Here is a 26,656-nt window from a genome sequence, read left to right on the forward strand (position 1 = left end):
CGCCCCACGTGTTAGGTGGGGCGTTTGATGAATTTAAGCATATGTTCAGGCGGCCTCATCGGCGGGTTCAGGTCCGCCTTTGCTGCCCTTGATCCATTCGCGCAGTCCTTGCATCACGGCATAAAGGACAGGCACAAGGATGACGCCCACAAGCGTTGCAGCCAGCATTCCGCCAAACACCGCCACACCGATTGCCTTTTGGCTGGCCGCGCCGGCCCCACTTGCCGCCAACAGGGGTACTACACCTAAAAGGAAGGACAGTGCCGTCATCATAACGGCGCGGAAACGTTGGAACGCGGCCTCTGCAGCGGCGTCTTTGATCGACAATCCCTTGGCCCTTTGTTCCATTGCGAATTCGACGATGAGAATGCCGTTTTTCGAGGCCAACCCGACCAGCATGATCATCCCGATCTGGGTATACAGGTTGATGTCACTCCCAACGACGGCAACAGCCGCCACAGCGCCGAACAAGGCCACGATAACGGACAGCAGAATGGAAACCGGCATGGTCCAGCTTTCGTATTGCCCGACGAGGAACAGATAGCCAAACAGGATCGCCAGTCCGAGAATGACGATGACGAGCCCACCTGACGCCAATTGCTGTTGCGCGGTCCCCGTCCATTCAAAGGCATAGCCGGGCGGCAGGGCGGTGGACGATTCCTCGGTCATCACATTGATCGCATCACCCGTTGACAGTCCTTCGGCGGGCACAGCGGTCACCGTGGCCGACCGGAACAGATTGTGCCGTTTCAGAAGAACCGGACCCAGGACATTTTCGACGTCGATCAGCGTGCCAAGCGGCACCATCTCGCCTTTTGTCGACCGCACGTAAAGGTTCGAGATGTCCTCGACATTGTCGCGGTACGAGCCGTCGGCCTGAATCATCACGCGATAGACACGGCCAAAGAGGTTAAAGTCGTTCACGTAGTAGGACCCAAGCTGAGCCTGCATGGTCTGGAAAATCTCGGCCACCGAAACCTGCAGTGTCTTCGCCTTTTCCCGGTCAAGGTCGACGAACAGCTGCGGTACGTTGGCCCGGAACGTCGTGTAGGCCTGGCCAATTTCGGGTCGTTGGTTGGCCGCATAGACGAAAGATCCCACGGCCGAGGCCAGATCCTGCGGCGTTCCTCCTCCGGTCTGTTGTACTTCCATCTCGACGCCGGCCGACATCCCAAGGCCCTGAATGGGCGGGGGGTTGAAAGCAACGATCGAGGCAGCAGATTCAGCGTTGGCGATGGCCAGAACCTTGCCAAGGATTGCATCGGCGCTCAGGTCTTCTTCCTGGCGTTCATCCCAGTTGGTCAGGTTGACAAAGATCGCGGCGCCGTTGGTCGTTGTGCCGTTCAACAGTGAATAGCCGTTGACCAGAACCGTACTGGCCACACCCGGGATCTGACGAATTTCGTCGTCCAGCCGCGCGGTTACCGTCTCGGTTCGCTCCAGCGTGGCCGCGTCGGGAAGCTGGATGTCGACAAACAGATACCCGTTGTCCTCCAACGGGATGAAGCCGCTTGACGTGTTTGACATGATCGTTCCGGTGCCCGCGGCGAGGGCTGCGATGATACCCAGCGAAATCACCGGCAGGATCAGCAGTTTGCGCACAATCGCAACATAGCCACCGCGCACCGTTCCGATGAACTTTTCGAACAAGGCCAGCAGCCCTTTGGGCGGGCCAGACCGCGCCTGCAGAACCAACCCGCACAGGGCGGGAGACAGCGTCAGCGCGTTGATCGAAGAGATCACAACTGCGGTCGAGATCGTGACCGCGAATTGTGAATAGAGCCGACCCGAGATACCCGGCATGAAGGTCACCGGCACGAAGACCGCCAGCAGAACCAGCGTGGTCGCGATGACCGGCCCGGTGATCTGTCCCATTGCCTTGCGGGTTGCCTCGGCGGGGGGCAGGCCCTCATCCGCAATGATACGTTCGACGTTTTCGACGACCACAATGGCATCATCAACCACGATGCCGATGGCCAGAACCAGCGCAAACAGCGAGATTGTGTTCAGCGACATCCCGAACAGCAACAGAAAGGCGAATGTCCCAATCAGCGAGACCGGGATCGCCACCGCCGGAATGATTGTCGCCCGCCAACTGCCTAAGAAGACGAACACGACCGAGATAACCAGAATGAAGGTCAGGATCAGCGTTGATACCACGTCACTCAGCGATTGCTCGACAAAGTCGGTGGTGTTGAACGGGACCTGGTACTCCACATCTGTCGGGAAAGATCGGGAAAGGCGTTCCAACTCGGCTTGCACACGCTCAGACACCGCAAGCGCATTTGCGCCGGGGGCCTGATAAATGCCGATAACGGTGGCCGGTACCGCCTGGAAATAGCCCGACGCCGAATAGAACTGTGCGCCAAGTTCAACCCGCGCAATATCGCGAACCCGGACGATTGACCCGGCGTCTCCGGTGCGAATAACGATTTCGCCAAACTCTGCCGCAGACGTCAGGCGGCCCTTGGTCTTGATGGTGTATTGAAAGGTCTGTCCTTCCGGAACCGGAGGTGAGCCAATCGATCCGGCGGAAACTTCGATGTTTTGCTCGCGAATGGCGTTGATGACATCGCCCGGCGTGATCGAAAGTGCGGCCATTTTGTCCGGATCCATCCAGATCCGCATGGCATATTCCAGATTTGTCAGAACATCCGCTTTACCGACACCCTGAACCCGCGCCAGCGCGTCTTTGAGGTTGATCGAGGCATAGTTGGACAGGAAAACGCTGTCATAGGTGCCGTTGGGCGAGGTCAGCGTCACGAGCAAAAGCATGTTGGTCGATGCTTTTTGCGTGACAACACCAGAGGAGGTAACCTCGGTCGGCAGAGATGACATGGCCTGAGCCACGCGGTTCTGCACGTTGACCGAGGCGATATCCGGGTCGGTGCCGACTTCGAACGTTACATTCAGCGAGTAAGACCCGTTATCCGATGACGTAGACGTCATGTAGATCATGTCATCGACACCGTTCACCTGCGCCTCGATGGGTGCGGCAACGGTGTTCTCAACCGTCTCGGCATTGGCGCCGGTATAAGTGGTCGTCACACTGACGACAGGCGGCGTGATGTCAGGGAACTGGGCGACGGGCAGAACCAGATAACCGATGCCGCCCATGATTGTCAGAACAAGCGAAATAACAAGCGCCAGCTTGGGCCGGCTGATGAACAGGGCTGAGAACATCCGTTATTCTCCCGGCTGTTCAGAGGCGACAACCGCATCAACGGCAACACCCGGACGAACCCTTTGCAAACCTTCGACAATCACGCTTTCACCTTCGCGCAAACCGTCCAGCACAATGACGGCCGACCCGACGTTGTCGCCGGTGGTGATGTAACGCTGTTCGACCATCTGTTTGTCATTGACGACCAACACGAAATCGCCGCGTTGGTCGCGTTGCAGCGCTGCTTGCGGGATCAGAACCTGCAATGTCGGCTCCAGCGCTTCGATCTGGACGCTGAGGAACGCGCCGTCGATGATCAGTCGATCCGTGTTCTCGAATTCGGCACGCACGGTTATGGCCCCGGTCAGCGGGTCGATCCGGTTGTCCACAAAGACGATTTCGCCTGTTTCATCCAGATCGGTGCCATTGGGCAGGGTCACGTGAACGTTGGGGCTTTTGTTGCTTTCCGCCAACGAGGCGGCGTTTTCGCCATACTGCTCGAGAACCGAGGTGAACTGCTTTTCATTCAAGGAGAAATTGACATAGATCGGTGCTTCGCTGACCAGATTGACCAGCGGCGGGTTGGTCGGGCCTACGACGTCGCCAACGCTGGTTGTAACGCGCCCGATCCGTCCGTCGAATGGCGCGTGTATCTCGGTGTAGCTCAGATCAAGTTCGGCCTGCTGGATCGCGGCATTGGCCGCTTTGACTTCGGCCTCGGCCACCAGCTCATTTGCGCGGGCGATGTCGCGTTCCGACTCGGGTGTGGCATCGCGCCGATACAGTTCTTCCTTTCGGGCCAAATCGACCTTGGCCAGTTCCAGATTGGCCTCGGCCCGGTCCAAATCCGCTTTACGCGCATCAAGCGTGGCCTGATAAAGGTCGGGCTCGATGGTGAACAGCAGGTCGTCTTTCGTAACCAACGCCCCGTCCTGCACGTTTTGCGTTTCCAAAAAGCCGTTCACCCGCGCGACGATGTCGACCTTGTTGATCGCTTCTGCCCGGCCAATGAACACGGCCTCGTCCGTGATCTCTTCGGTATAGGCGGCGGCGATTGAAACCTTTGGGGGGGCGGCGTCAGTTTGATCCTGTGCCACAGCAAATTGGGCAGACCCAAGGCTGACCGCAAGCGCAAGCACCCCGGATGGCCTGCAATGGCTGAGTATCGAGTTCAGGAAAGCAAATGACATGGTGAACGCCCCGTTCAAACTATTAATCCCGCGCCCGAACAGCTTTGCCACCCGGACGAGTCGTTTTGTTTTGAGATCAGGATGGCCGTTTTGCCCGAATTTCTCAAGCGCGATGAATACTCGATCAATTCAGACGCTGCGCAATTTTCTATTTGTGGTGGCACACTTATAGCGGCTCACCCCGGCGGCGCATCGGGCCCGCGCAGCCGTTCAGTCGTTTAAAGCAATAAGTCCGGGGACAATTCAGGCCCCCGGTCCCATTCGCGCGGAACCTGACAAATCAGGTGCGAATTCCGGCAAAACGCGTTTGCCAATCCTCGCGCTGTTCATCCGCTATTTTGGCGAACAGAACATCGGGAACCGTGAATTCGTGGCCGGCGGGCAGGGCGCTCAGGGCGCCGTCAACGTCTTTGGGCCAGCTGGTGTCCAGCGTGTTCATCGCGCTCAGCATCCGAGCCGAGGCATCGGGGATGAACGGTGCGCTCAGGACGGCGTAAAGCCGGATCAGGTTGAGGCCCAGCCGAACCTGCGCAGCTGCCTGCTCAGGGTCTTCCTTAAAGGTCGACCAGGGGGCCGCTGCCTGCAGGTATTCGTTCCCGGCAACCCAGATCGCCCGCAATTCCTGAGCGGATTTGCGAACCTCCATCGCCTCCATGAAACCTTCATAAGCCCGCACACGTTTGGTCAGTTCCGCGATCAAGGCTTGTTCGCGCTCGCCATACGTGCCGCCTTCCGGAACGGCTTCGCCGAATTTTGACCGGCAGAACTTGGTGATACGGCTGACAAAGTTGCCCAACACGTCGGCCAAATCCTTGTTTACCGATTGCTGGAAATTCTCCCACGTGAATTCACTGTCGCTGCTTTCGGGCGCGTGACTCAGAAGCCACCAGCGCCAGTAATCGGCGGGCAGGATTTCCAGTGCCTGATCCATGAACACGCCGCGCCCCTGAGAGGTCGAGAACTGGCCGCCATCATAGTTGAGGTAGTTGAACGATTTCAGGTGGTCGACCAACTTCCACGGCTCGCCCGATCCCAGGATCGTCGCCGGGAACGACAGCGTGTGAAAGGGCACGTTGTCCTTTCCCATGAACTGAACATAGCGCACGTCATCCGCACCCTTGTCCGTCCGCCACCAGCGTTCCCACTCGGCATCGGTTTTGCCGTTCGCATCCGCCCATTCCTTGGCGCAGGCAATGTATTCGATGGGCGCGTCGAACCAGACATAAAAGACTTTGCCCTCCATCCCCGGCCAATCCTGATCGCCCTTCTTGACCGGAACACCCCAGTCCAGATCGCGCGTGATGCCACGGTCCTGTAGACCGTCGCCGTCATGCAGCCATTTCTTGGCAATCGAGGTGGTCAGGATCGGCCAATCCGTTTTGCTGTCGATCCACGCATCCAGCTGATCTTTCATCGCCGATTGACGTAGATAGAGGTGCTTGGTCTCGCGCACCTCAAGATCGGTCGAGCCTGAAATGGCCGAGCGCGGATTGATCAGGTCGGTCGGGTCCAACTGCTTGGTGCAGTTTTCGCACTGATCCCCGCGTGCACGTTCGTAACCGCAGTTGGGACAGGTGCCCTCGATGTAACGATCGGGCAGGAAGCGGCCATCGGCGTTGGAATAAACCTGCTTCTCGGTCACTTCCCGGATCAGCCCGGCTTCATCCAGTTTTCCCGCGAAGTGTTGGGTCAGTTTCTTGTTCTGCTCACTGGACGAACGGCCAAAGTGATCGAAGCTGAGGCCAAAACGGTTGGCGATATCGGCCTGAACATCATACATCTCGGCGCAGTACTCAGCCACGGGTTTGCCCGCTTTCGCAGCTGCGAGTTCCGCCGGCGTACCATGTTCATCCGTCGCACACAGGAACATGACCTCGTTTCCCCGGCCACGCTGATAGCGTGCGTACAGATCAGCGGGCAATTGCGAACCGATCAGGTTGCCGAGGTGCTTGATCCCGTTGATGTAAGGGATCGCCGAGGTGATGAGAATCCGAGCCATGTTTCGTTTCCACGTATCTAACTGCGCGCCCGTCTACCTTATGTATTCCGGCAGCAAAAGACCGGCTTTCATATTGACGTCACTTTAAACAGCGATGCACGCGAAAAACCTGACGCATCCGGCGCTCGGATTTCGTGCAAAACCGCAGCTAAATCTTCAAAGGGTCGAAGTTTGAGATCACAACCTCTTGAATTCTTTGCAATGACTTCCCATCTGTATTGCATACAAAAGTATACAATAACGGGGACATTCCGCTGATGTTCAGCTTTTTTCTCGAGGGTGCCTTTGTGCCCTTTACCATTTCGCTTGCGCTGTTGTTCGGCCTTTTGGGGTTGGAACTGATTGCGCTGCTTTTTGGTGCAAGCCTGATGGCGGGAGATGGCGAGGTTGATCTGGACGTGGTCGATACCCCGGACTTGGATGCTGCCGACTTTGACCTGGATATCGAGGCGGATGTCGATCTGGGCGAGTTCGAGTTGGCTGAGCTGGAGCCGGATATGCCAGCAGACGCGCCGGTCAGTCCGCTTGCGTGGCTTGGCATCGGTAAAATGCCCTTCATGATCTGGCTGGCGGTTTTGCTTGCGGGCTTTGGCCTGTCTGGCATGGGTCTGCAACTGACCCTGCGCGACCTATTGGGTTTCGACCTGCCCAGTTGGATGGCGGCGATCCCTGCCGGCGCGTTCGGCCTGTGGTTCGCGCGCGGTTTTGGCAGCGTCTTTGCACGTTTGTTACCCAAAACCGAGACACAGGCGATGTCCGAACGGTTGTTGGCCCGCCGCCGTGGTGTCATCACCCAAGGCACTGCTTCGCGCGGACGACCGGCTGAAGTGCGCGTGATGGATCGGTTCGGCAACACCCATTACCTGCGCGCAGAGCCGCTGCAGGACAAAGACACGCTGGAACAGGGCACGGATGTCCTTGTTCTGCGCGACCGACGGCGGGACCGGTTCGTTCTGGTCGGCTTGTCGGACTAACGAAATTTCAAACCCCAAGACGGAGGATTTTGCATGGAACTCACTTTCCTGATAACCACAGTTGCGACCATTTTGGCCGTTGCACTGTTCATAGGCCTTGTTCTTGGCAGGCTTTACAAACGCGCGACCCGCGAAGTCAGCCTTGTGAAAACCGGGGCGGGCGGCAAAAAAGTCATCATGGATGGCGGTGTGATCATCGTGCCGCTTCTGCACGAGGTCAGCCCGGTCAACATGAAGACCCTGCGCCTTGAGGTGCAGCGCAGTGGCGAGGCCGCATTGATTACCAAGGACCGGATGCGTGTGGATGTGGGCGTGGAATTCTACGTCTCGGTCATGGCCACCGAAGAGGGCATCGCGCGCGCCGCGCAGACGCTCGGGGATCGTACCTTTGACGTCGAACAATTGCGCGAGATGATCGAAGGCAAACTGATCGACGGTCTGCGTGCTGTGGCGGCCCAGATGACAATGGACGGTTTGCATGAAAACCGCGCTGACTTTGTTCAGGAAGTGCAGAATGCCGTGTCTGAGGACCTATTGAAAAACGGTCTGTCGCTGGAATCCGTTTCGCTGACCGCGCTGGACCAGACGCCGTTTGAAGCCCTGGATGAAAACAACGCCTTCAACGCGGTGGGTATGCGCAAGCTGGCCGAGGTGATTGCGGTGTCCAAGAAAGAACGCGCTCAGATCGATGCCGAGGCCGAGGTCGAAGTGCGCCGCGCCGCGATGGAAGCGGAGCGCCAGAAGCTGCTGATCGAGCAGGATGAGGCGCAGGCGCGGATTGAGCAGACGCAGAAGGTCGAAACCCTGCGCGTGGCGCAAGAGGCAGAGATTGCTGCTCGGACCGAGGACTCGGTACGAGAAACCGAACATGCCCGTATCGCGCGTGAAGAAGCCATCCGGGCCGCGGATATCGAACGCGAGCGCAAAATCCGCGAGGCCGAAATCTCGAAAGAGCGTGAGCTTGAGGTTGCGGAGCAAGAGCGTCAGATCATTATCGCGCAGAAATCCGAAGAGGAAAGCCGCGCGCGTGCATCCGCCGATCTGGCCCGTGCGGAGGCGACGAAGGCAACCGAAGCTGTAGCAACCGCGCGCGAAGTGGCCGAGGCCGAGCGTCAAAAGCAGATCGCGTTGATCGAAGCGACCCGTGAAGCTGAACGTGAAGCCACCGCGATCCGCCTGTCGGCGCAGGCCGAGAAAGAGGCTGCCGCCGACCGTGCCGAGGCGCGTCGGGAGGAGGCTCAGGCCGAAGCAGATGCGCTCAACATCCGGGCGGAGGCCAAGAAGAACGACATGCTGGCCGAAGCGGAAGGTAAGCGTGCGATTGTCGAGGCCGATAATGCGCTGTCTGCCGAGCAGATCCGCATGAAGGTCGATATGGCGCGGATCGAAACCATGCCGTCGATTATCGCGGAAATGGTCAAGCCCGCCGAAAAGATCGACTCGATCAAGATCCATCAGGTCGGCGGGATCGGTGCTGCCCAGAACGGTGCGGCCGGCGGTGACAAGCCGGTGGTCAATCAGGCACTGGATTCGATCATGGGCATGGCTGTTCAGATGCCCGCTTTGAAGAAGCTGGGTGAAGAGCTTGGTTTGTCGATGGAAAACGGTGTCGGCGGTGTTGTGAACGGGGCGTTGGAACAGACACCTGAGCCGGTAGACGTTGTCGACGTAGCAGACGGTGAAACCCCGCCGACGCAGTAAACCCCGACGGGGCCGGGATCTCCCGGCCCTGCTTTTAGTCTTCTCGCGACTTTTTCAGCAGCCGCCCGATGGTGAAGGATGTACGCGGGGCATACACATAGTTGGTGCGCGCCTCCGGGGTGGGGCGCGACCGCATTCGGGCGACACCAAACACAATCAACCCAAGATGCCCCACGGCCACAAAGCCAAAGAGGGCGCCCGGCCCAAATTGTTGTATCAGCGTGGATGAGATGTAAGGCGAGGCAATCGCACCCAACGCGTACCAGAACATCAAAGCTGCGGCCAGTTCAACGCGCTGTTCCGCAGTGGCAAAATCGTTGGCATGGGCTGACGAGACCGAAAAAATCGGGAAGGTCGTCAATCCAAAGAAACCGGCAGCCAGCATTACGCCCAAGGTGCCGGAACCGCTGGCAAACATGGTGACGCCGCAACTCAGAACGGCGGCGGCGGATAACCAGACAAGCACCCAGCGCCGGTCATATTTGTCCGCCAGCCAGCCCAACGGATACTGCGCCAGGGCACCGCCCAGAACGAATGAGGCGAGGAAAAAGGCGATTTGATCGACGCCCAACCCGACTTCCTGCCCGTAAACCGGGCCGACCATCCGGAAAGATGCAGAACTGAGGGCGGAAACGATGACGCCTGCAACAGCAAGGGGGGAATTCGTCCAGGCCAGTTTTGGGCGTAAGCGCGGTGCGTCCGGCGTCTTGGGCTGGCTTGCCCGTGACAGTGTAAGCGGCAGCAGCGACGCGCAACACAAGATCGCCAAGATGTTGTAGGAAACGTACGAAGCCGGCGGCAGAACAGCGATTATCAACTGGGCGCACAGAGAGGCCCCCAGATCGGCGATCCGATAACTGCCCATGACGCGACCACGGGATTTGTTCGTGACTTTGGCGTTCAACCACGCCTCGATCACTGTGTAACAGCCCGCGACGCAGGTGCCCGAAGCGATCCGCAAGACCGCCCAAATCCGAGGATCCTCGGTCAATGTGTGCCCCAGCAGTCCCATCGCACCAAGGGCTGTACACACCGCGAAGGCGCGGGAGTGGCCGACGCTGCCCATCAGGCGCGGCACCCACCAGCAACCGACAAAGAACCCGATGAAATGCGCAGACCCCAAAAGACCGATCTGTTCCGTCGAAAAATCCAGCGTCAGTCCCGAGATCGCATCTAACGGACCAACACCACCCGTCGACAGTTGAAGAAGAATGACCGAGAGAAAAAGGGCGGCAAAGGAAATGATCGTGCGCATAACAACGGCAGCATTACCGCATCGCTGAGTATTGCGCGTGACAATTCGACCTTGCAGCGTCGTTTTTGTCTTTTTTCAATCAGGATTGGCGAACAAGTTCGGCTTGAATGTCCAGCGACACCGTATCGTCAACCAGGTCAGGATATCCCGAGGCACCAAAGGCATGGCGATCCAACGCGCCGGCAAGACGGATTGAGAGCGCGCTCAGATCATCCGCGTCGCTGCCGGGGCGACGGTACAGGCTCGCTTGCAGCGTTACCGGACGCGTTACGCCGCGTACGGTCAGGTCACCCGTGATCAGCGCACCTTCCGATATTCGGCCATTTGGGCCCAATTGAATACGGGTCGAGGTGAACCTGATCGTGGGATGCTCTTGCACATTCAGGACATCCTCGCTCAGCATCGGGCCGCGGGCAAAAGGCAGTTTGGTACGCGCAGCAGCGACGTTCAGAACCACTGTGACCTTGCTGTTTTGCAAGCGTTTCGTGTCAATTTTGATGTCAGCGTGCTGGATCGGCATGGTGCCGGACTGCGAAATTCCCGAAAGATCGAAGGAAAATCCGACGGACGTGCCGTTTTGGGTCAGTGCGTACGGAATGACCGAGGCATCAGCGGCGCGAACCAAAGGCGCGACCGTCAGGCCCGCAACGAACGAGCGCCGTGTCAGAAATCTCATACCGGAACCTCCTGACTGCGGGGTCGTGAACGCCCGATTATGAACAATAGGATGGCAATATTGAGGCCGTTCCATAAAATCCCGTTGATAAAGGCCAATTGATAACTTCCGGTTAAGTCGTAAATCCAACCTGACATCCAGCCGCCCAAAGCCATGCCCAGGATGGTCATCATCATGACAAATCCAACCCGTGCACCGGCCTCTTTCGGTGGCATGTACTCGCGAACAACCAATGCATAGCTTGGCACGATGCCCCCCTGGGCCAGACCGAATAGCAGGCTGATAACGTAAAGCTGTGCCAGACCGTCATACGGCAGGAAAAGAAAGAGGGCGATGCACTGCAAAACCGAGCCGATGAGCAAAGTGTAGATTCCACCCAGCTTGTCGGCGACCAACCCCGATACGATGCGGCTGACAACACCGCCCATTAACATGAACGACAGCATTTCTGCGCCGATAACCGGACCATAGCCCAGACCCACACAGTAAGAGACGATGTGAACCTGTGGCATGGACATCGCCACGCAACACCCGATCCCGGCCAGACCCAGAACATATTGCAGTGCCCGAGGTGAGATGCCGACGCTACGCGCGTTGATCCGGGCTTTGCTGGCGGCCGCGTCGTGCGCCTCATCCGGAACCTGACGCCGCAAAAGCAATGACAGGGGAATGACGACGGCCAACGTCACGACTGCCAGGGTCAAATAGACCTGCTGCCATCCATCCCGCACCAGAATGCCGGACAGCAAAAGGGGCCAGATTGCGCCCGACAGGTAGTTGCCACTTGCGACCAAGGCCACGGCGATGCCGCGTCGTTTCATGAACCAGTGGGATATGTCGGCGATCAGTGGGCCGAACCCAATCGAAGTTCCCAGTCCAAGAAACAAGTGTGCGACTGAAAGAAGGACCATGTTCGGTGACAGCGTCGCAACCAGAAAACTGAGGGCGCTGAGCGCAGCGGCCCCGATCAACGCTTTTGTAACGCCCATCCGGTCGACCAACTGGCCCAACCACATATTGCCCAGCGCAAAACCGATCATGGCAAGCGTATAGGGCATGGATGCCTCGGCCCGTCCCGCGCCGAACTGTGCCTCGACTGCGGGCATCACGACGATGACCGCCCACATTCCCACATTTGCGACTGTTGCGATCAAAAGTGTGATTGCGAGGCGCAGCCATGAATAGCCACTGTCATGTATTTCGTGATTCATGGGCGCCACGCTAGGGCGCGGATTGCGATTTTACCAGTCACAAGTTTTGTGATTGAAATTGTGTGGAAATTTTTTGGGTATGGGGGCTTTCCCCACGCCCTCGGAGCGCGTCATTTGGTGGCGGTCCGAGGGTTGATTGAAAGGGCTGAAGCCATTGGCTGCCGAGCAGCAAACGGTGAATGCCTAGAGCAGCCGTATCGCCATGCCGCCATCAACCGCGACCGGAGCCCCTGTGACAAAGCTTGCGCGATCCGACAGCAGGAACAGCGCGGATTGCGCAATCTCCTTCGGATCGGCCATACGTTTCATGGGGTGCAATCCGGCGATGAAGTCGTGCGTTGCTGTGTCTGTGCCGGCCATTTCCGTCTTCGTCCCACCCGGCAAGATCGTGTTGATGCGTACACCGTTTGCCGCGTGGTCAGAGGCCAATGACTGGGCAAACCCAATCAGACCCGCCTTTGACGCGGCATAGGCCCCCATACCGGGCATGCCGCCGTTGCTGAAACCAACAAAAGTGCTGGTGAAGACAATGGACCCTTCACCTCGTTTTTCGATTGCAGGTATCTGTGCTTTTGCGGCGTAGAACGCGCTGGTTAGGTTTGTCGTGAGGACGGATTGCCAGTTTTCGGATGCCATTTCGGGAATTGGCCCCATCTCTCCCACGATCCCGGCATTGTTGAACGCGCCATCAAGGCCGCCAAATTCCTGCTCGGCCAGGTCCACAAGGGCTTGGGCATATCCTTCGTCGGTTACGTCGCCGGACAGGCAGACGGCGCGGCCCTTGTTTTGTGCAATCTGGTCGACAATCGCGCTCAACTGCGCCGTGCGTCGTGCGCCCAGAACGACATTTGCGCCTTCTGATGCAAAAAGAAGCGCCGCCGCCGCGCCGATTCCGCTGCTTGCTCCGGTAATGATGATGGTTTTGTTTCCGAGTTCCATAGTGATGCCTTTCGATGGTGTCGTGCCTATCGACTAAGCAATCAGGGGTGTTCTGAACGACCCGTTTCTTGCGGGTGTTCAACGGCCTTGTTTCAATGAGCAGGAAACGGGTCGGAGAAGGAAACTCTTGCGAAAATCTGTGGGGCTTCCTAGCCCGCCTATGACCCAATTCCGCTGTTGAGTTTTTTGACCAAATCCGGACCAGGCAGGATGTTGCGCTGTCTCAGGAGGTGTCCTCGGTCGCAACGCGTCTCAGATGCAGTCCGGCGCGTGATCTGGTCTGGGTGGCGTGCCAGCTGATCGGGGGCAGGGCCCGGGCGCGGCGGCGGGTCAGGGTCCAGCGGCGGGCTTCTGCGTGATGTTTTGCAGCCATGTGCCACCGCGTCTCGACCCCTTGCGCACCACCGTCTCCGGGCGTCAACAACAGCCCCAGCTGAGCTTGTCCCATCGAACCACCTTGTTCAGCAGCCAAATGCATCCGTCGCACCGGTGTCAGCCCCGGCGCGCCGGGCAGGTCACCGATGATCAGCGGGATGGCCCCGCTGCGCAGCGCCTCTTCCATGCACCACAGCAGATCCTCGGCGCGGGTGGGGCGGACAAAGATGAACCGGGCCGGGTCTGCAAAGGCCATCATCCCGTCTGGGTTCAACTGACCCGGCTCCCATGCGGGTGAAATCCACAAGACCGGCCCCCGCGCCTGACCGGCCAGCCACATGGCAAAGCTGCGGCGGGCGGGGCCGCACGCCTCGTGAACACGGGCCAGCTGCAGGGTGATCTGCGGGTGCAGGCTGATCCCCGGTGCCTCACGTGCAGGTTTACGGCTTAGAAGATGTGTAGACATGCCGCCAATCTAGCATGTTCCTATTTTGTTCTCAATCGTCGAGTTGGGCCGCCGACCCATCAACGCGACAAAATCAAACGTCCATTTGCAAACTGAATGTTCGAGAACCGGTGCAGATAGTCCATACCCAGAAGCGACCGATGCAACTCACCCTCGTTAACCCAGGCCGAGACGTTGGTGTCGGTAATTGGTCCCAGCGTCAGCGTTTGCAGACGCACGGGCGCGGTACGCACTTCCCCGTTTGCTGTGGCAGCGCGGCCGAAATAGTTCAATTGATCGGGGTCTATGCCAATGCGTTCCGCGTCCTGTTCGCTCAGGACAATCTGACTGGCGCCGGTGTCGACAAGAAACGTGATCGGTTCTCCGTTTACGGACACCGGAAGATAGTAGTGACCGTCCTGTGCACGGGGCACCTCGATCGTTTCGCCGGTTACGGTCATCTGAGGGGCAGGGCCAACGGTCGTGCGAATGTCTTCCCACAAGCCGACAACGGCAATCACACCAATGAAGATAAAGACCCACGCCATCGCCTGTTGCAGCGTTTTATTCAGCGTTTCGCGGTTTTGCGAAATGAACCAAGCCACGACGGCTGCGCCAAGCAGGCTCAGATACGCCAAACGTGCAATGCTATCGCCATCCATACCAATACCTTTACCCGTTCACACGATTATATATGGGCATTTATGACGCAAAACCAAAGGCCTTGAGGCCATCCAGAATGAACTGAACCGACAAGGCCGCCAAAAGCATTCCCAACAGCCGGGTCAGAACGTTAAGCCCGGTCTTCCCCAATATCCGTGCGATGAGGCCACCGGACAGGAAAAACACAAAAACCACCGCCATGACCGCCAGCATCACGGCACATGCCGCAGCTATTCCCGGGATTCCGGGGTTTTGTCCGGCCAGCAGGATAATCGTGGCGATCGAACCGGGGCCTGCAATCAATGGAATGGCCAACGGAAAGACAGACGGGTCAGGGCGCTCTTCTTCTTCGGCGCGGTTTTCGCGCCGTTTCGTGCGCCGCTCGAACAGCATGTCGAGCGCGGTCAGGAACAAAAGCGCGCCACCGGCAACGCGGAAAGCCGGCATGGAAATACCGACAAACCCAAGCACCGCCTCGCCAAAGGCCGCAAATGCGATCAGGATGAACACGGCCGTCAGACAGGAGCGGATGGCGATTTTCCGTCGGGCGGACGCCTCCATGTCTTGCGTCAGCGCAACGAAGATCGGCGTGGTTCCGAACGGGTCAATGACCACAAACATCGTCGTAAATGCGGTTATGAAAAACGCCAATTCGATCATGCGGCGTTCTCGGCGTTTTCAAGGCGTTCTGCGGCGGCAACCCACAGTGCCTCGGCCTTGTTCATGGCCTCGACCACTTCGGCGAATTTGCGGTTCCAGGTTTCAAGATCGTTGATCCGGTCATCCTCATACAGCGCCGGATCAGCCAGTTTCGCTGAAAGTTTTTCGTGCATATCCGTCAGCTTTTCGATCCGATCCTCGCATTTGCGCAGATCGGCGCGCAGGGCCAGCATGGCATCGCGCGAGGGCCGCTTTGGCTTTGCGGTCTGCGGCTTTGCCTTCACCGGCTTGTCACGGGCCAACAGCATGGCGCGGTAGGCTTCGAGGTCACCGTCATAGGGTTTGACGGTGCCGTCAGAGACCAGCCACAGCCGGTCTGCCACCAGTGACAGCAGGTGCATGTCGTGACTGACCAGCACGACCGCGCCGGTATAAGTGGTCAGGGCCTCGACCAATGCCTCGCGGCTTTCGATGTCCAGATGGTTGGTCGGTTCATCGAGGATCAGCATGTGCGGCGCGTCGATTGTGGCAATCAGCAAAGACAAACGCGCCTTTTGCCCGCCCGACAGCCGACCGACCAGCGTTTCCGCCTGATCGGCGTTCATCCCGAACCCGGCCAGACGTGACCGCCACTTGCCCGGTGCCTCATCCGGGCGCAGTCGTCGCAGGTGATCCAGCGGTGTTTCGTCCACATGCAGTTCATCCACCTGATGTTGCGCGAAATAGCCAATGCGCAGCTTGTTGCTGCGCGTCATCTTTCCGGCCATCAACGGCAGTCGGTCCGACAAGAGCTTGGACAGCGTCGACTTACCCTGACCGTTCTTCCCCAACAGCGCGATGCGATCATCCTGATCAATGCGCAGGTTCAGGCGGCGCAGGACTTCTGTCTCACCATAGCCCGTCACACCGCCTTCAATCTGAATGATCGGCGGCGACAGTTCCTCTGGCTCGGGGAACGAAAACGCGCGCAATGCCGCCTCTTGCGGGGTCGAGACCAGTTGAATGCGTTCGATCATCTTCAGGCGCGATTGGGCCTGCACCGCCTTGGACGCCTTATAGCGAAAGCGATCCACAAAGCTCTGCAAATGCGCGATGCGAGCCTTTGCCTTGGCGTTTTCGGACTCCGCCTGCGCCAGACGCTCGGCCCGGCGCTCGGCGAACTTGTCGTAGGGCACCGCATAGTAGGTCAGCTTGCGGTCTTCCAGATGAAGGATCGATCCCACCGCACGGTTCAGCAGGCCCCGGTCATGGCTGATGATAATCACCGTGTGGGGATACTTCGCCAGATAGCTTTCCAGCCACAGCGCGCCTTCAAGGTCGAGATAGTTGGTGGGTTCGTCCAACAGCAACAGATCGGGCTGCGAGAACAGCACCGCCGCCAGTGCAACGCGCATCCGCCAACCGCCGGAGAAATCCGAGCAGGGTTTTTGCTGGTCTTCATCATCAAAGCCCAACCCCTTGAGGATCGAGGCTGCGCGCGCCTCTGCAGACCACGCATCAATATCGGCCAGACGGGTCTGAATCTCGGCAATACGGGCCGGGTCTTCGGCGCTGTCGGCCTCGGCCATCAGTGCGCTGCGCTCGGTATCGGCGGCCAGCACCGTGTTGATCAGCGAGACATCGGACGAAGGCGCCTCTTGAGCGACCCCGCCAATCCGGGCGCGTTTTGGCAGGACGATATTGCCGGACTCCAGCGCCAACTCACCGCGAATCAAGCGAAAGAGGGTTGTCTTGCCTGTCCCGTTCCGTCCCACAAGCCCAACCTTGTGACCATCGGGAATGGTGGCACTGGCCCCATCGAACAGCGGGCGACCTTCAACGGCATAAGTTATGTCTTCGATCCGTAGCATGCGTGGTGTGTGGCCCAAGCGGCTTGCCGGGTCAATCCACCAAGGGCGGGAGCACCCAACCTTGTACTTGGCAGGGCCCAACCGACGCTGCATACTCACAGCATTTCGAACAAACTGATACTATCGAGGGTTGAGATGGCCAACATTGTGGTGTGCTGCGACGGGACCTGGAATTCTGCCAACAACAAGGATGGGCAACTTCCTGCTCCGACAAATGTCCGCAAGTTCTTTGCGGATGTGGCCGAGAAGGATGACGAAAACGTCGCGCAAAAAACCTATTACAGAAATGGTGTGGGAACCAGTGGCGGCGTCTTCAAGCGTTTGCTCGGCGGGGCGATCGGGCTTGGGTTGGAAGACGGCATCAAGAGTGCTTACAAGTTTCTGTCCGAAACTTATGAGCGCGGCGACAAGATTTTCCTGATCGGCTTCAGCCGGGGTGCCTACACCGCGCGCAGCCTGGCAGGTATGGTGTGCAGCCTGGGCCTGTGCGACCTGACCAACCCAAACCTGTCAGAGGAAGAAAAATGGGCCGCCGTCCGTGCGGCGCTGATCCGTTATCAGACCGAAAAGAAAGATGGCAAGGTCGGCTTCATGCAACGGCATGTCTGGCTGAAACAAACCAAAGAGTTGCAGGGGTTCGATTTCGATCAGGAGGTGCCCGTCCACTTTCTCGGGGTCTGGGACACGGTCGGTTCGCTTGGCATCCCCGATGATCTGGGCCTGTTGAAAGCCCTGATCGGTGATCCGCGCAAACACGCGTTTCATGACACCAAGTTGAGCGACAAGGTCTCTCATGCGCGCCATGCAGTTGCAATCGATGAACGCCGTGTGGATTTCACCCCAACGCTCTGGACCGATGTGGATAGCGGTCAGGCAAAGCAGGTTTGGTTTCCCGGAGTACACGGTGATGTGGGCGGCAGTTATTCAGATCACGATCTGGGCGACCTGACTTTGGAATGGATGATGCGCGAAGCCAAAGACAAAGGTCTGGCTTTTCGCTATGGGGCATTCGTGCGGCTGACAGATAATCCGCAAGGACAGATGCACGACTCCGTCACCGGCTTGTTCAAGGTGCGGCGGACCCGTCCGCGCTCGGTCCCCAGCTTTACGGCCAAACATGACGACCGCTCGGAACTAAGCGCTCCAGCGCTTGTGCGGCACCGGCGCCCGGCGCAGGGCGAGGTGGCATACTGGCCCTGCCGGCATCTGCAGATTGGTGAGTCCGTGCCCCTTAAGATACGCGCCGGAGAGCGGTGGAATCGCACGGGGCTGTTCATCGAAAAAGCGGGCCATTATCGGTTGCAGGCCGAGGGCGAGTGGTTGGATGCCAGTATCAAGGCTGGTCCGGAAGGTGCATATGACGGGTTTCATGTTGCAAAAGGGGCTTACCTGCTGGCTGCGCTGCCCGAGGCGTATCGAGGTGCGTTGCGTGCGTTCCGGCAGACGCGCAATGCCGACAATTCCTTCTCGCGCCGCTTGTCCCGTGCCCCATGGTTCGCGCTGATTGGCGTGGTTTCCAGCGGCAAAGGTGTCAACACCGATACCAAGAAATTGGATACGCATCAGTATTTCGAGATCGGACGGGACTACGATCTATTCGCCGAGGGTGATGGGTTTCTGTATGCGTTCGCCAATGACGCCTGGGCGACGTACGGAAACAACGCCGGGCATCTCACTTTGAGGGTTGAACGGGTCGGGTAAATTTGGCCTGCCCCAAGGTGTGTTCAAGCCCGGGGTGATGTGTTAGCGCTGCTCCGATTGGATTCTAACGGTTTGAATATGCGAGCGGCCCAGACGCCTCCTTCATTGTTTACGCTGATTTTTGCCACGGCGCTGTCGGTTCTTACGCTGAATATGTTCCTGCCGTCGCTGGCGCATATGAGCGAGGATTTCGGCGTCGATTATGGCCTCGTGAACCTCTCGGTTGCGGGGTATCTGGCCGTTTCTGCGGTGCTGCAGCTGATCATGGGGCCTTTGTCGGATCGCTATGGTCGCAGGCCGATCCTGTTGATTAGCATGACGATATTTGTCGCGGCCTCCATCGCCTGCGTGATGGCCGAGTCGATCTGGGCTTTTCTTGGGTTTCGAATGGTTCAGGCCGCTGTTGTGGCCGGTCCAGTGCTGTCCAGCGCCTCGATCCGCGACCTCTATCCGCCTAACGAGGCCGCCAGCAAACTGGGTTATGTCGCGATGGCGATGGCGCTTGCCCCCATGCTTGGCCCGATGCTGGGCGGCGCGCTGGATATGCTCTTTGGCTGGCGTGCCGGGTTTGTCCTTTACTCGGTGCTGGGCGCGGGTTTGCTGACCCTGCTTTGGTTTGACATGGGCGAGACCAACACCAATCGCTCGTCCACCTTTGCGGCGCAGTTGAAGGAGTATCCGCACCTGTTTCGCGCGCGCCGGTTCTGGGGCTATGCGCTGTGTGCCGCGTTTTCGATTGGCGGTTTTTTCAGCTTTATCACCGGCGCACCGCTGGTGGCTGCTGCCTGGTTCGACCTGAGCCCTGCGATGCTGGGGCTGGGTATCGGGATCATCACCGGCGGCTTTATGGTCGGGAACTATATTACCGGGCGCATCGCTGCGCATACGAAGCTGACAACCATGATACTGATGGGCAGGATCGTTGCCTCAACCGGGCCCTTCATCGGGTTGCTTTTGTTCATTGCCGGTCTGGGTTCGGTCTGGGTGTTCTTCGGCTCTGCCATCTGCGTCGGATTTGGCAACGGGCTGACCAACGCCAACGCGTCGGCGGGCGTCATGTCGGTGCGTCCGAAACTGGCGGGCAGCGCTGCCGGGCTGTCGGGCGCGATGATCGTTGCGCTCGGCGCGGTACTGACCTCGATGACCGGGGCTTTGGTCAGCCCCGAGAATGGGCCTTATCTGGTTCTGGGAATGATGTGCGCGAGTAGCTTCATCGGTCTACTGGCGGTGCTTTATGTACGTCGCGTCGACCGCTTGGACCCGCTGCCGGATGCGATCTGATCACCGGGACATCATAACACTTTTCATAGGGCAAATACCGTGATAGGCGGCGCGCGATGGATTTCGGCGCACACCTTGCGCCACATTGTAAGGAGAGGCCGACATGGCACTGGAACGCACATTCTCGATCATCAAACCCGATGCAACCCGCCGCAACCTGACCGGCAAGATCAACGCCAAGTTCGAAGACGCGGGCCTGCGCATCGTTGCGCAAAAACGCATCCACATGACCAAGGAACAGGCCGGCAAGTTCTACGAAGTGCATGCCGAGCGCCCGTTCTATGACGAACTTTGCGAATTCATGTCGTCGGCTCCGGTCGTTGTTCAGGTTCTGGAAGGCGAAGGCGCCATTGCCAAGAACCGCGAAGTCATGGGCGCAACCAACCCGGCGGACGCAGCCCCCGGCACCATCCGCGCCGAATTTGCTGAATCGGTCGGCGAAAACTCGGTCCACGGTTCGGACGCCCCCGAAACCGCGGCGGTCGAGATTGCCTATTTCTTCTCGGGCATCGAACTGGTCGGTTAATCCCGGCATTTGTCACGATCTGGTCGCATCCGGTAACTGGTGCGGCCATTTTTCTGTCTGAGTGCCGTTTTGAGCATCACGCGCTCTCGCGCGGGCGAAGGGATTGGTAGCATGTCTGAAAACAAGCGAATTGTTCTTTCCAGCGACCATGCCGCGATAGGTTTGCGTAAGGCCATTGCAGATTACATTCAAACCAAAGGGTGGGACGCGGTCGATATCGGGCCAATCACGTCGGAAAGCACCCACTATCCAAAACACGGCGCTGCGGCGGCTCACAAAGTCGCCTCGGGCGATTGTCGGTTTGGCATCATCCTGTGTGGGACCGGTCAAGGGATCATGATGGCCGCCAACAAGGTTAAAGGTATTCGTTGCGGTGTTTGCTGCGACCCCTTTTCGGCGCAGATGATCCGGGCACATAATGACGCGAACATGTTGGCGCTGGGCGCGCGTGTCATCGGAGACGGATTGGCGCTTGAGATCGTGGACGCGTTTTTGAATACGGAATTCGAAGGTGGGCGCCATGAAACACGAGTCGAAATGATCTCTTCGCTAGAGCAATAGCGTCCATCAGATCTTTTGCAGATCCTGCGGCGCAACCCGCACGCCAATTGCATCCAGATCCGAAATCAACTGAGATTCCGGTCCTGTGCTGACGCTGGCTTTTATGGCGTCGAATCTTTGGCGCAGCGCTTTCTTTTCCTCGCCCTTGCAATCATTCCAGGGGCGACCCTGCAATCCCATAACAAGAACGTAAAATCCGATGAAATGCGGCCGTGTCCCGGCCTGCAACAAACGGGTATATGCCGCGTCCGCCCCCAATGCGCGCAAGTCTTGTGCAGAGTGGATTCCCGCTTGTGCGCAGGCTTTTTCAAAGGCCGGGCCCAGATTTCGGATTGAAGAGACGGAATCTGACATGAGGCTGTCTTTATCACGAGGCGATGCGCTTTCGCCATCTTGGATTGAAGATGATCGGCATTCCGCAGCTTTGCATTGGATTTACAACAATTGGCCTTGCGAACAGAACCAAGCTGCGCTTTCATGACGTCATGCTGTCATGAGGATTGCGATGTCCAAGAACAAAGACGCGGGCGAAAAGCCAGGCAAAGGCAAGAAGAATACGTCACTCAGGCTGGATGGCAAAACCCTCAAGGCTTTGAAAATTCGCGCAATCGAAGAAGGGACCAGCGTTCAGAAGATCGTTGAAAACCTTGTCGAGGCTTATCTTGAGCAGTCGGGGAAGAAACGGTCATGACGGGCAATCAGTCCGCCTTTTTCGTGGTGCCAGATGGTCTGAGCGCTGAGACCCTCGCGCAGGCTCTGGATCGCTACACCGTAGAATCGCGACCGCGGCAGCCAGAACGGGCCTTTGCGCTTTTGGATTGCCACGATCAGTCCTTGCAGCAATCGGGGCGCTTGCTGATCGAAGCCGCTGGTATGCTGCGGCTTTATGACAACCGCGGTGACAGCGTATCGCAGCGCCTGAAAGGACGCGGGCGGTTTCCCAAGGACTTTCCAGAAGGTCCGATGAAACAGGCGCTGTCCGGCTTTCCCAAGCTGCGGGCGCTAGGCGTTGTTGGCGAAGGGCATATTAGCCGCGCCGATTTTCTTGTCTTGGATGAATTGCAAAAAACGCAGGCTAAATTGCATGTTACAGCGCTTTCTTCACCCAACGAAAGGGTGGAACTTGTGCAAGTCGAAGGGTTGCGCGGATACGATCGGGCGTTTTCGGCGGTCAGTTCTGCCATAGCCGGTATCAAAGGCGCACAAGCCGATGTGGCGGCGGTTTTCCCCCAGCTGTTTCCGGGGCAAGCCCGCTATCAGGCCAAGCCACACATCCCGCTTGGAAAGACAGAGCCGGCATCTGAGGCGGCAACAGACATCATCAGTACCTACCTTGGCGTTGCCCGTCAGAACGAAGCCGGTGTCATCAAGGACATCGACACCGAATATCTTCATGACTACCGGGTTTCCCTGCGTCGTATCCGATCTGTGCTGAGCTTGTTCAAGGGCGTGTACTCCGAGGCAGAGACGGCAGGTTTGAAACGCGTATTTTCCGACCTGATGCAGCCAACAGGACGGGTTCGCGACCTTGATGTTTACCTGTTGGAGAAAGAGAGTTTCTTCAATCTGGTTCCGGTATCCCTGAATGCAGGACTGGAAGAGATGTTTGACGCTTTCCAAAAGGAACGCGCGCGGGAGCTGAACCGGTTGTCACGCTGGCTGCGCGGATCGGAGTATGAAAAAACCATGCGATCTCTGGCCGCTCGTTTTGAGAGCGCCACAGACTTGGCATCGGGTCCGAGCGCGAATTTGGGGGCTTATGAATATGCCTGTGCGCTGATCTGGAAACGGTACCGAAAGGTCTGCAAATTGGCCCGCAGCATCACGCCGGATACCCCGGACGAAGTCGTGCACGATCTGCGCATTCACTGCAAAAAACTGCGCTATTTGATGGAATTCTTCGGTCCGTTGTTTGACGACAAGGGATTCAAAACGATCATCAAGCCCTTGAAAAGGCTGCAGGATAACCTTGGGCTGTTCAACGATTGCTCGGTCCAGCAAGAGGCACTGTTGGAGTTTGTCAGTACGTCCAGTGGGCGATCGGGTCAGATTAACGGGCAACTCGCAATGGCAGTTGGCGGTCTCATTGCAGTTTTGGACCAAAGGCAGCGGCAAGAACGGGATCGGGTGATCGCGAATTTCGAGCATTTCGACAGCCCTAAGATTCGCCAACTGTTCCGAACCCTGTTTCATTCGGCGAAGGAGTGAAGAATGAAAACCATTGCGTGCTACAGCAACAAGGGCGGCGTTGGAAAAACCGCGACATCAGTGAACCTGGCCTACGCATTTGCGCAGGCGGGTCAACGCGTTTTGTTGTGCGATTTAGATCCTCAGGGCGCGTCGGGTTTCTATTTACGCGTCAAACCTTCGAAAAAATTGACCGAGGCTCGGTTCTTTGAAGACGTAAAACGATTCACCAAGTCCATTCGGGCCAGTGATTTCGAGGGGCTGGATGTGCTGCCTGCGAATATGACCTATCGGGACTTCGACGTCTTTTTGTCCCGCATGCGCAATAAACGCTCACGGCTCAAAAAGGCGCTTGTTTCCGTGGGCGGCGATTACGACGTGATCGTTCTGGATTGCCCCCCGAACTTTTCCACTTTGTCCGAGAATATCTTCAAGGCTTCCGACCTGATCGTGGTGCCGGTCATTCCCAGCACGCTGTCCGAGCGCACATTTGAGCAATTGATTGGCTTCTTCGACGCCCACAAGCTGCCCAAGAAAAAGATATGTGCCTTCTTTTCTATGGTGCAACGGCGAAAGAAACTGCACCTCGAAACGATGGAAACGATGCAAAAACAATATCGAAAACGATTTCTGAAAACGGTGGTTCCGTTTTCTGCTGATATCGAACGCATGGGCCAATACCGCGCCCCGGTATTGACTTATGCCGGTCGCAGTGTCGCGGCGTCGGCCTATAAGTCTTTGTTCAAAGAGATCAAAAAAGGGGTAGGACCCGTTAAATGAGCATGGAAATCGAGCGGAAATTCCTGGTCGCCGCCATGCCGGACTTGAGCGGGGCGAAAAAGGCAGTGGTGCGTCAGGGCTATTTGACGGCACCCGACGATTCAACCGAGCTGCGGTTGCGGCAGAAGAACGATGTATATTTTCTGACGCTCAAAGGCGGGGGCGATGTTGCACGGGTAGAACGCGAAGCCGAAATCACAGGCGAACAGTTTGCCACCTTCTGGCCCGAAACGGCCGGGCGCAGGGTTGAAAAGGAACGCTACACCGGTGCCTTGCCAGACGGCCATACTTTTGAGTTGGACGTGTTTTTAGGCGATCTTGCGCCCCTGCGCTTGGTCGAGATCGAGTTTGCGTCCGAGGCCGAGGCGTTGGACTATACGCCGCCGGATTGGTTCGGCGCTGACGTATCGCGCGATAAACGTTACAAAAACAAAACCTTGGCGATTGACGGGATCCCCGCTTAATCCGAATTTGCCAACTTCAATGTTGTCTCAAGACCCGGCTGGCAATTGCGAGCCTTGAACGCGCCGCCGTGCATGTGCGAGATCGCTGCAACCAAGGCGAGGCCCAAACCGGCATTGCGCTGTGTCCGGGCAGGGTCGAGCGTCACAAACGGCATTTGCAAGCGTGGCAATTCGGTTTCCGGAACGCCGGGCCCACGATCACGGACGCTGAGCAATGTGAACGGGCCATCCTCGCGGATGCCGATTGTAATCGCCGAGCCGTAAGGCGCATACCGCATCGCGTTTTCCAGTAGGTTCGACAGGGCCTGAGACAGCAACGGGCGATGTCCCTGTATCGGGTCGGCGGTGCCAACGACCTCAAGCCGGATGCCCTGATCCGATGCGACGGGGTCATAAAGTTCGACGACGTCATCGGCCAACTGGCGCAGGTTCACCGGCTCGAACTGTTCCCGGCCCAGACCAGCCTCGGCCCGCGAGATTTCCGTCAACTGGGTCAGGACGCGAAGCACGTGATCCACTTCTCCGGTGGCACGCGCCATATCGACTTCTCGCTCAGCGTCTGTTTTGCCGGGTTCGGACAGCGCCTCGACCCGTTGCCGCAGACGCGACAGCGGAGAACGCAGATCATGTGCAATCGAATTAGAGGTCGTGCGAAGGTTGCTGATGAGTTCCTCGATCCGGTCCAGCATGTTGTTCAGGGTCCCTGCGACCTGATCAAATTCGTCGCCGGTACCGCGCAGCGGCATGCGCAGCGACAGGTCCCCGGACACGATGTTGTCCGCGGTGTCCGCAAAATCCTTGAGGCGCGAGAAAACCAGCCGTGTCAGCAACCAACCCGTCAACAGGCTCAGGGCAAATGCCGTAAAGAGGGCAAGACCGACGGACCGAAGCAGAATGCGGTCGAATTGCTGGCGCGCCAACGCATCGCGCCCGACCAAAAGGCGCTCGCCGCCGGGCAATCTGATAGAGGCAGCCGAAATCGGTACGTATTCATCGGTGTCGCCCTTGCGAAGCTGCAACTCGACCCAACCGCTGCCTGCCACAACATCGGCAGGCCAGCGCGCGAGGTTTCCAGCCAGCTTTGTGCCCTGCCGCCCGGTCAGCAAGTACAGCGCATCCCGGTCGGCTGCCGTGGGCAGGCGTCTTTCAATCGCGTTCATCAATCCGATCAGACCGCGACGTTCGTATTCGTCGGCAAGGCCGGTTAGTTCGGCGGATACAACCGAACGCGTTTCATTCGCAATCGTGCGATTTGCCGTAACATAGACCATCGCCAGTATAGTCGCGGTCAGCAATGTGCTCAGAACCATACTGGCCAGAACCAATCGTGTCCGCGAGTTTTTCAGCGAAAGCAGTATGTTATGCATCCGATACCATGTATCCGGCACCCCGGACGGTTTCAATTATCGGATCTGCACCTTCCTCGTCCAACTGACGCCGCAGCTTTGAGATATGGACATCGACCACGTTGGTGTTCGGGTCAAAGTGATAGTCCCACACGCCTTCCAGCAGCATCGTCCGCGACACAACCCGGTTCTTGCGTCGCAGGAAAAACTCGAGGATCTGAAATTCGCGGGGGGTCAGGGTGATCTCGCGGTCTCCGCGCGTGACTTTCCGGGTCAACAGGTCCATTTCCAGATCGCGGCAGGTCAGCGTCGGGGTTTCCTCGGCCTCCTGCGGGCGCCGCAACAGCGCCTCGATCCGGGCATGCAGCTCTTGGAACGAAAACGGCTTGACCAGATAGTCATCCGCGCCAGAGCGCAATCCTTTGACACGTTCGTCCACCGCACTCATGGCGGTCAACATCAGAACCGGGGTTTTCAATCCCGCCGCCCGCATCGACTTGATCAATGACAAACCATCCAATCCGGGCAGCATCCGATCAAGGACAACGGCATCGAACCCGCCATCCGTGGCGTGGTACAGCCCTTCGCGTCCGTCCGATGCGGCTTCGACCACATAGCCTTCCTCGCTGAAGCCTTTGGCGATGAAGTCGCGTGTATCTTCGTCATCTTCAACGATCAGCAGGCGTCTGCTCATGGTCGGGGCTCCTTT

Annotated in this window: 24 protein-coding genes; 10 read left to right on the top strand and 14 right to left on the bottom strand. The window is 58.1% G+C overall.

The window, feature by feature from the left end; genetic code table 11:
• Nucleotides 1–45: 45 nt before the first annotated feature.
• The 3 genes from RA28_RS14640 to metG form a co-directional block, all read right to left on the bottom strand.
• A complete protein-coding gene (locus tag RA28_RS14640; protein ID WP_039530314.1) occupies nucleotides 46–3,183 on the bottom strand; it encodes an efflux RND transporter permease subunit in 3,138 nt (1,045 codons plus the stop codon).
• 3 nt (nucleotides 3,184–3,186) lie between these two features.
• A complete protein-coding gene (locus RA28_RS14645) occupies nucleotides 3,187–4,353 on the bottom strand; it encodes an efflux RND transporter periplasmic adaptor subunit (protein ID WP_039530316.1) in 1,167 nt (388 codons plus the stop codon).
• Between the two features lie 280 nt (nucleotides 4,354–4,633).
• The gene (gene metG, locus RA28_RS14650) at nucleotides 4,634–6,352 is read right to left on the bottom strand and encodes a methionine--tRNA ligase (RefSeq protein ID WP_039530318.1); all 1,719 of its coding nucleotides are present in this window, start codon (nucleotides 6,350–6,352) and stop codon (nucleotides 4,634–4,636) included.
• A 257-nt stretch (nucleotides 6,353–6,609) separates the two neighbouring features.
• On the opposite strand from metG, the gene RA28_RS14655 reads away from it, so the two are divergent.
• Nucleotides 6,610–7,326 (top strand): OB-fold-containig protein, encoded by a 717-nt coding sequence (locus RA28_RS14655; protein WP_039530320.1) that lies wholly within the window; start codon nucleotides 6,610–6,612, stop codon nucleotides 7,324–7,326.
• Nucleotides 7,327–7,359: 33 nt separating this feature from the next.
• Nucleotides 7,360–9,027 carry a flotillin family protein gene (locus RA28_RS14660; RefSeq protein ID WP_039530323.1) on the top strand — a complete coding sequence of 556 codons (1,668 nt, stop codon included), beginning with the start codon at nucleotides 7,360–7,362 and terminating at the stop codon, nucleotides 9,025–9,027.
• Nucleotides 9,028–9,061: 34 nt separating this feature from the next.
• Here RA28_RS14660 and RA28_RS14665 read toward each other — a convergent pair whose 3' ends face one another.
• The 8 genes from RA28_RS14665 to RA28_RS14700 all read right to left on the bottom strand — a co-directional run bounded on the left by RA28_RS14665 (nucleotide 9,062) and on the right by RA28_RS14700 (nucleotide 17,101).
• Entirely contained in the window at nucleotides 9,062–10,282 is a 1,221-nt protein-coding gene (locus RA28_RS14665) for an MFS transporter (RefSeq protein WP_039530325.1), read from the bottom strand.
• Between the two features lie 79 nt (nucleotides 10,283–10,361).
• Nucleotides 10,362–10,958 carry a YceI family protein gene (locus RA28_RS14670; protein WP_039530328.1) on the bottom strand — a complete coding sequence of 199 codons (597 nt, stop codon included), beginning with the start codon at nucleotides 10,956–10,958 and terminating at the stop codon, nucleotides 10,362–10,364.
• Entirely contained in the window at nucleotides 10,955–12,169 is a 1,215-nt protein-coding gene (locus RA28_RS14675) for an MFS transporter (protein WP_039530329.1), read from the bottom strand. Before RA28_RS14675 ends, RA28_RS14670 begins: the two co-directional genes overlap by 4 nt.
• Nucleotides 12,170–12,352: 183 nt before the next feature.
• Nucleotides 12,353–13,108, bottom strand: a complete 756-nt coding sequence (locus tag RA28_RS14680; protein ID WP_039530330.1) for an SDR family oxidoreductase — start codon at nucleotides 13,106–13,108, stop codon at nucleotides 12,353–12,355.
• A gap of 223 nt (nucleotides 13,109–13,331) precedes the next feature.
• Entirely contained in the window at nucleotides 13,332–13,949 is a 618-nt protein-coding gene (locus RA28_RS14685; RefSeq protein WP_039530331.1) for an ImuA family protein, read from the bottom strand.
• Between the two features lie 59 nt (nucleotides 13,950–14,008).
• Nucleotides 14,009–14,590, bottom strand: a complete 582-nt coding sequence (locus RA28_RS14690) for a retropepsin-like aspartic protease family protein (RefSeq protein ID WP_039530332.1) — start codon at nucleotides 14,588–14,590, stop codon at nucleotides 14,009–14,011.
• Between the two features lie 40 nt (nucleotides 14,591–14,630).
• Complete coding sequence (locus tag RA28_RS14695; RefSeq protein ID WP_039530334.1) at nucleotides 14,631–15,251, bottom strand: MarC family protein; 621 nt, start codon at nucleotides 15,249–15,251, stop codon at nucleotides 14,631–14,633.
• Complete coding sequence (locus RA28_RS14700) at nucleotides 15,248–17,101, bottom strand: ABC-F family ATP-binding cassette domain-containing protein (protein ID WP_039530336.1); 1,854 nt, start codon at nucleotides 17,099–17,101, stop codon at nucleotides 15,248–15,250. The genes RA28_RS14695 and RA28_RS14700 overlap by 4 nt, the downstream gene beginning before the upstream one ends.
• A 135-nt stretch (nucleotides 17,102–17,236) precedes the next feature.
• Here RA28_RS14700 and RA28_RS14705 point away from each other — a divergent pair, with 135 nt between their 5' ends.
• The 4 genes from RA28_RS14705 (at nucleotide 17,237) to rpiB (ending at nucleotide 21,170) form a co-directional block, all read left to right on the top strand.
• Nucleotides 17,237–18,802 (top strand): DUF2235 domain-containing protein, encoded by a 1,566-nt coding sequence (locus tag RA28_RS14705; protein WP_039530338.1) that lies wholly within the window; start codon nucleotides 17,237–17,239, stop codon nucleotides 18,800–18,802.
• Nucleotides 18,803–18,880: 78 nt separating this feature from the next.
• Nucleotides 18,881–20,083 (top strand): multidrug effflux MFS transporter, encoded by a 1,203-nt coding sequence (locus RA28_RS14710; protein WP_039530340.1) that lies wholly within the window; start codon nucleotides 18,881–18,883, stop codon nucleotides 20,081–20,083.
• 103 nt (nucleotides 20,084–20,186) lie between these two features.
• Entirely contained in the window at nucleotides 20,187–20,609 is a 423-nt protein-coding gene (ndk, locus tag RA28_RS14715; RefSeq protein ID WP_039530342.1) for a nucleoside-diphosphate kinase, read from the top strand.
• A 111-nt stretch (nucleotides 20,610–20,720) separates the two neighbouring features.
• The gene (gene rpiB / locus RA28_RS14720; protein WP_039530344.1) at nucleotides 20,721–21,170 is read left to right on the top strand and encodes a ribose 5-phosphate isomerase B; all 450 of its coding nucleotides are present in this window, start codon (nucleotides 20,721–20,723) and stop codon (nucleotides 21,168–21,170) included.
• 6 nt (nucleotides 21,171–21,176) lie between these two features.
• On the opposite strand, the gene RA28_RS14725 is transcribed toward rpiB, so the two are convergent.
• Nucleotides 21,177–21,524, bottom strand: coding sequence for a TfoX/Sxy family protein (locus RA28_RS14725; RefSeq protein ID WP_039530346.1), 348 nt, complete (start codon nucleotides 21,522–21,524; stop codon nucleotides 21,177–21,179).
• A 151-nt stretch (nucleotides 21,525–21,675) separates the two neighbouring features.
• Between RA28_RS14725 and RA28_RS14730 the strand changes: the two genes are divergently transcribed.
• Genes RA28_RS14730 through RA28_RS14745 form a run of 4 tightly spaced genes read left to right on the top strand, consistent with a single transcriptional unit; the run spans nucleotide 21,676 to nucleotide 24,601 of the window.
• Nucleotides 21,676–21,861 (top strand): hypothetical protein, encoded by a 186-nt coding sequence (locus RA28_RS14730; RefSeq protein WP_039531639.1) that lies wholly within the window; start codon nucleotides 21,676–21,678, stop codon nucleotides 21,859–21,861.
• On the top strand, nucleotides 21,858–23,378 hold the full coding sequence (locus RA28_RS22265; protein WP_052261470.1) for a CHAD domain-containing protein: 1,521 nt from the start codon (nucleotides 21,858–21,860) through the stop codon (nucleotides 23,376–23,378). Before RA28_RS14730 ends, RA28_RS22265 begins: the two co-directional genes overlap by 4 nt.
• A gap of 3 nt (nucleotides 23,379–23,381) precedes the next feature.
• Nucleotides 23,382–24,137 (top strand): ParA family protein, encoded by a 756-nt coding sequence (locus tag RA28_RS14740; protein WP_039530348.1) that lies wholly within the window; start codon nucleotides 23,382–23,384, stop codon nucleotides 24,135–24,137.
• Entirely contained in the window at nucleotides 24,134–24,601 is a 468-nt protein-coding gene (locus RA28_RS14745) for a CYTH domain-containing protein (protein WP_039530350.1), read from the top strand. The genes RA28_RS14740 and RA28_RS14745 overlap by 4 nt, the downstream gene beginning before the upstream one ends.
• Here the strand turns inward: RA28_RS14745 and RA28_RS14750 are convergent.
• Both RA28_RS14750 and RA28_RS14755 read right to left on the bottom strand, forming a co-directional pair.
• On the bottom strand, nucleotides 24,598–25,968 hold the full coding sequence (locus tag RA28_RS14750) for an ATP-binding protein (protein ID WP_039530352.1): 1,371 nt from the start codon (nucleotides 25,966–25,968) through the stop codon (nucleotides 24,598–24,600). The genes RA28_RS14745 and RA28_RS14750 overlap by 4 nt on opposite strands.
• The gene (locus RA28_RS14755) at nucleotides 25,961–26,641 is read right to left on the bottom strand and encodes a response regulator transcription factor (protein ID WP_039530354.1); all 681 of its coding nucleotides are present in this window, start codon (nucleotides 26,639–26,641) and stop codon (nucleotides 25,961–25,963) included. Before RA28_RS14755 ends, RA28_RS14750 begins: the two co-directional genes overlap by 8 nt.
• Nucleotides 26,642–26,656 lie beyond the last annotated feature (15 nt).

The organism is Ruegeria sp. ANG-S4, assembly GCF_000814005.1.
GTDB lineage: Bacteria > Pseudomonadota > Alphaproteobacteria > Rhodobacterales > Rhodobacteraceae > Ruegeria.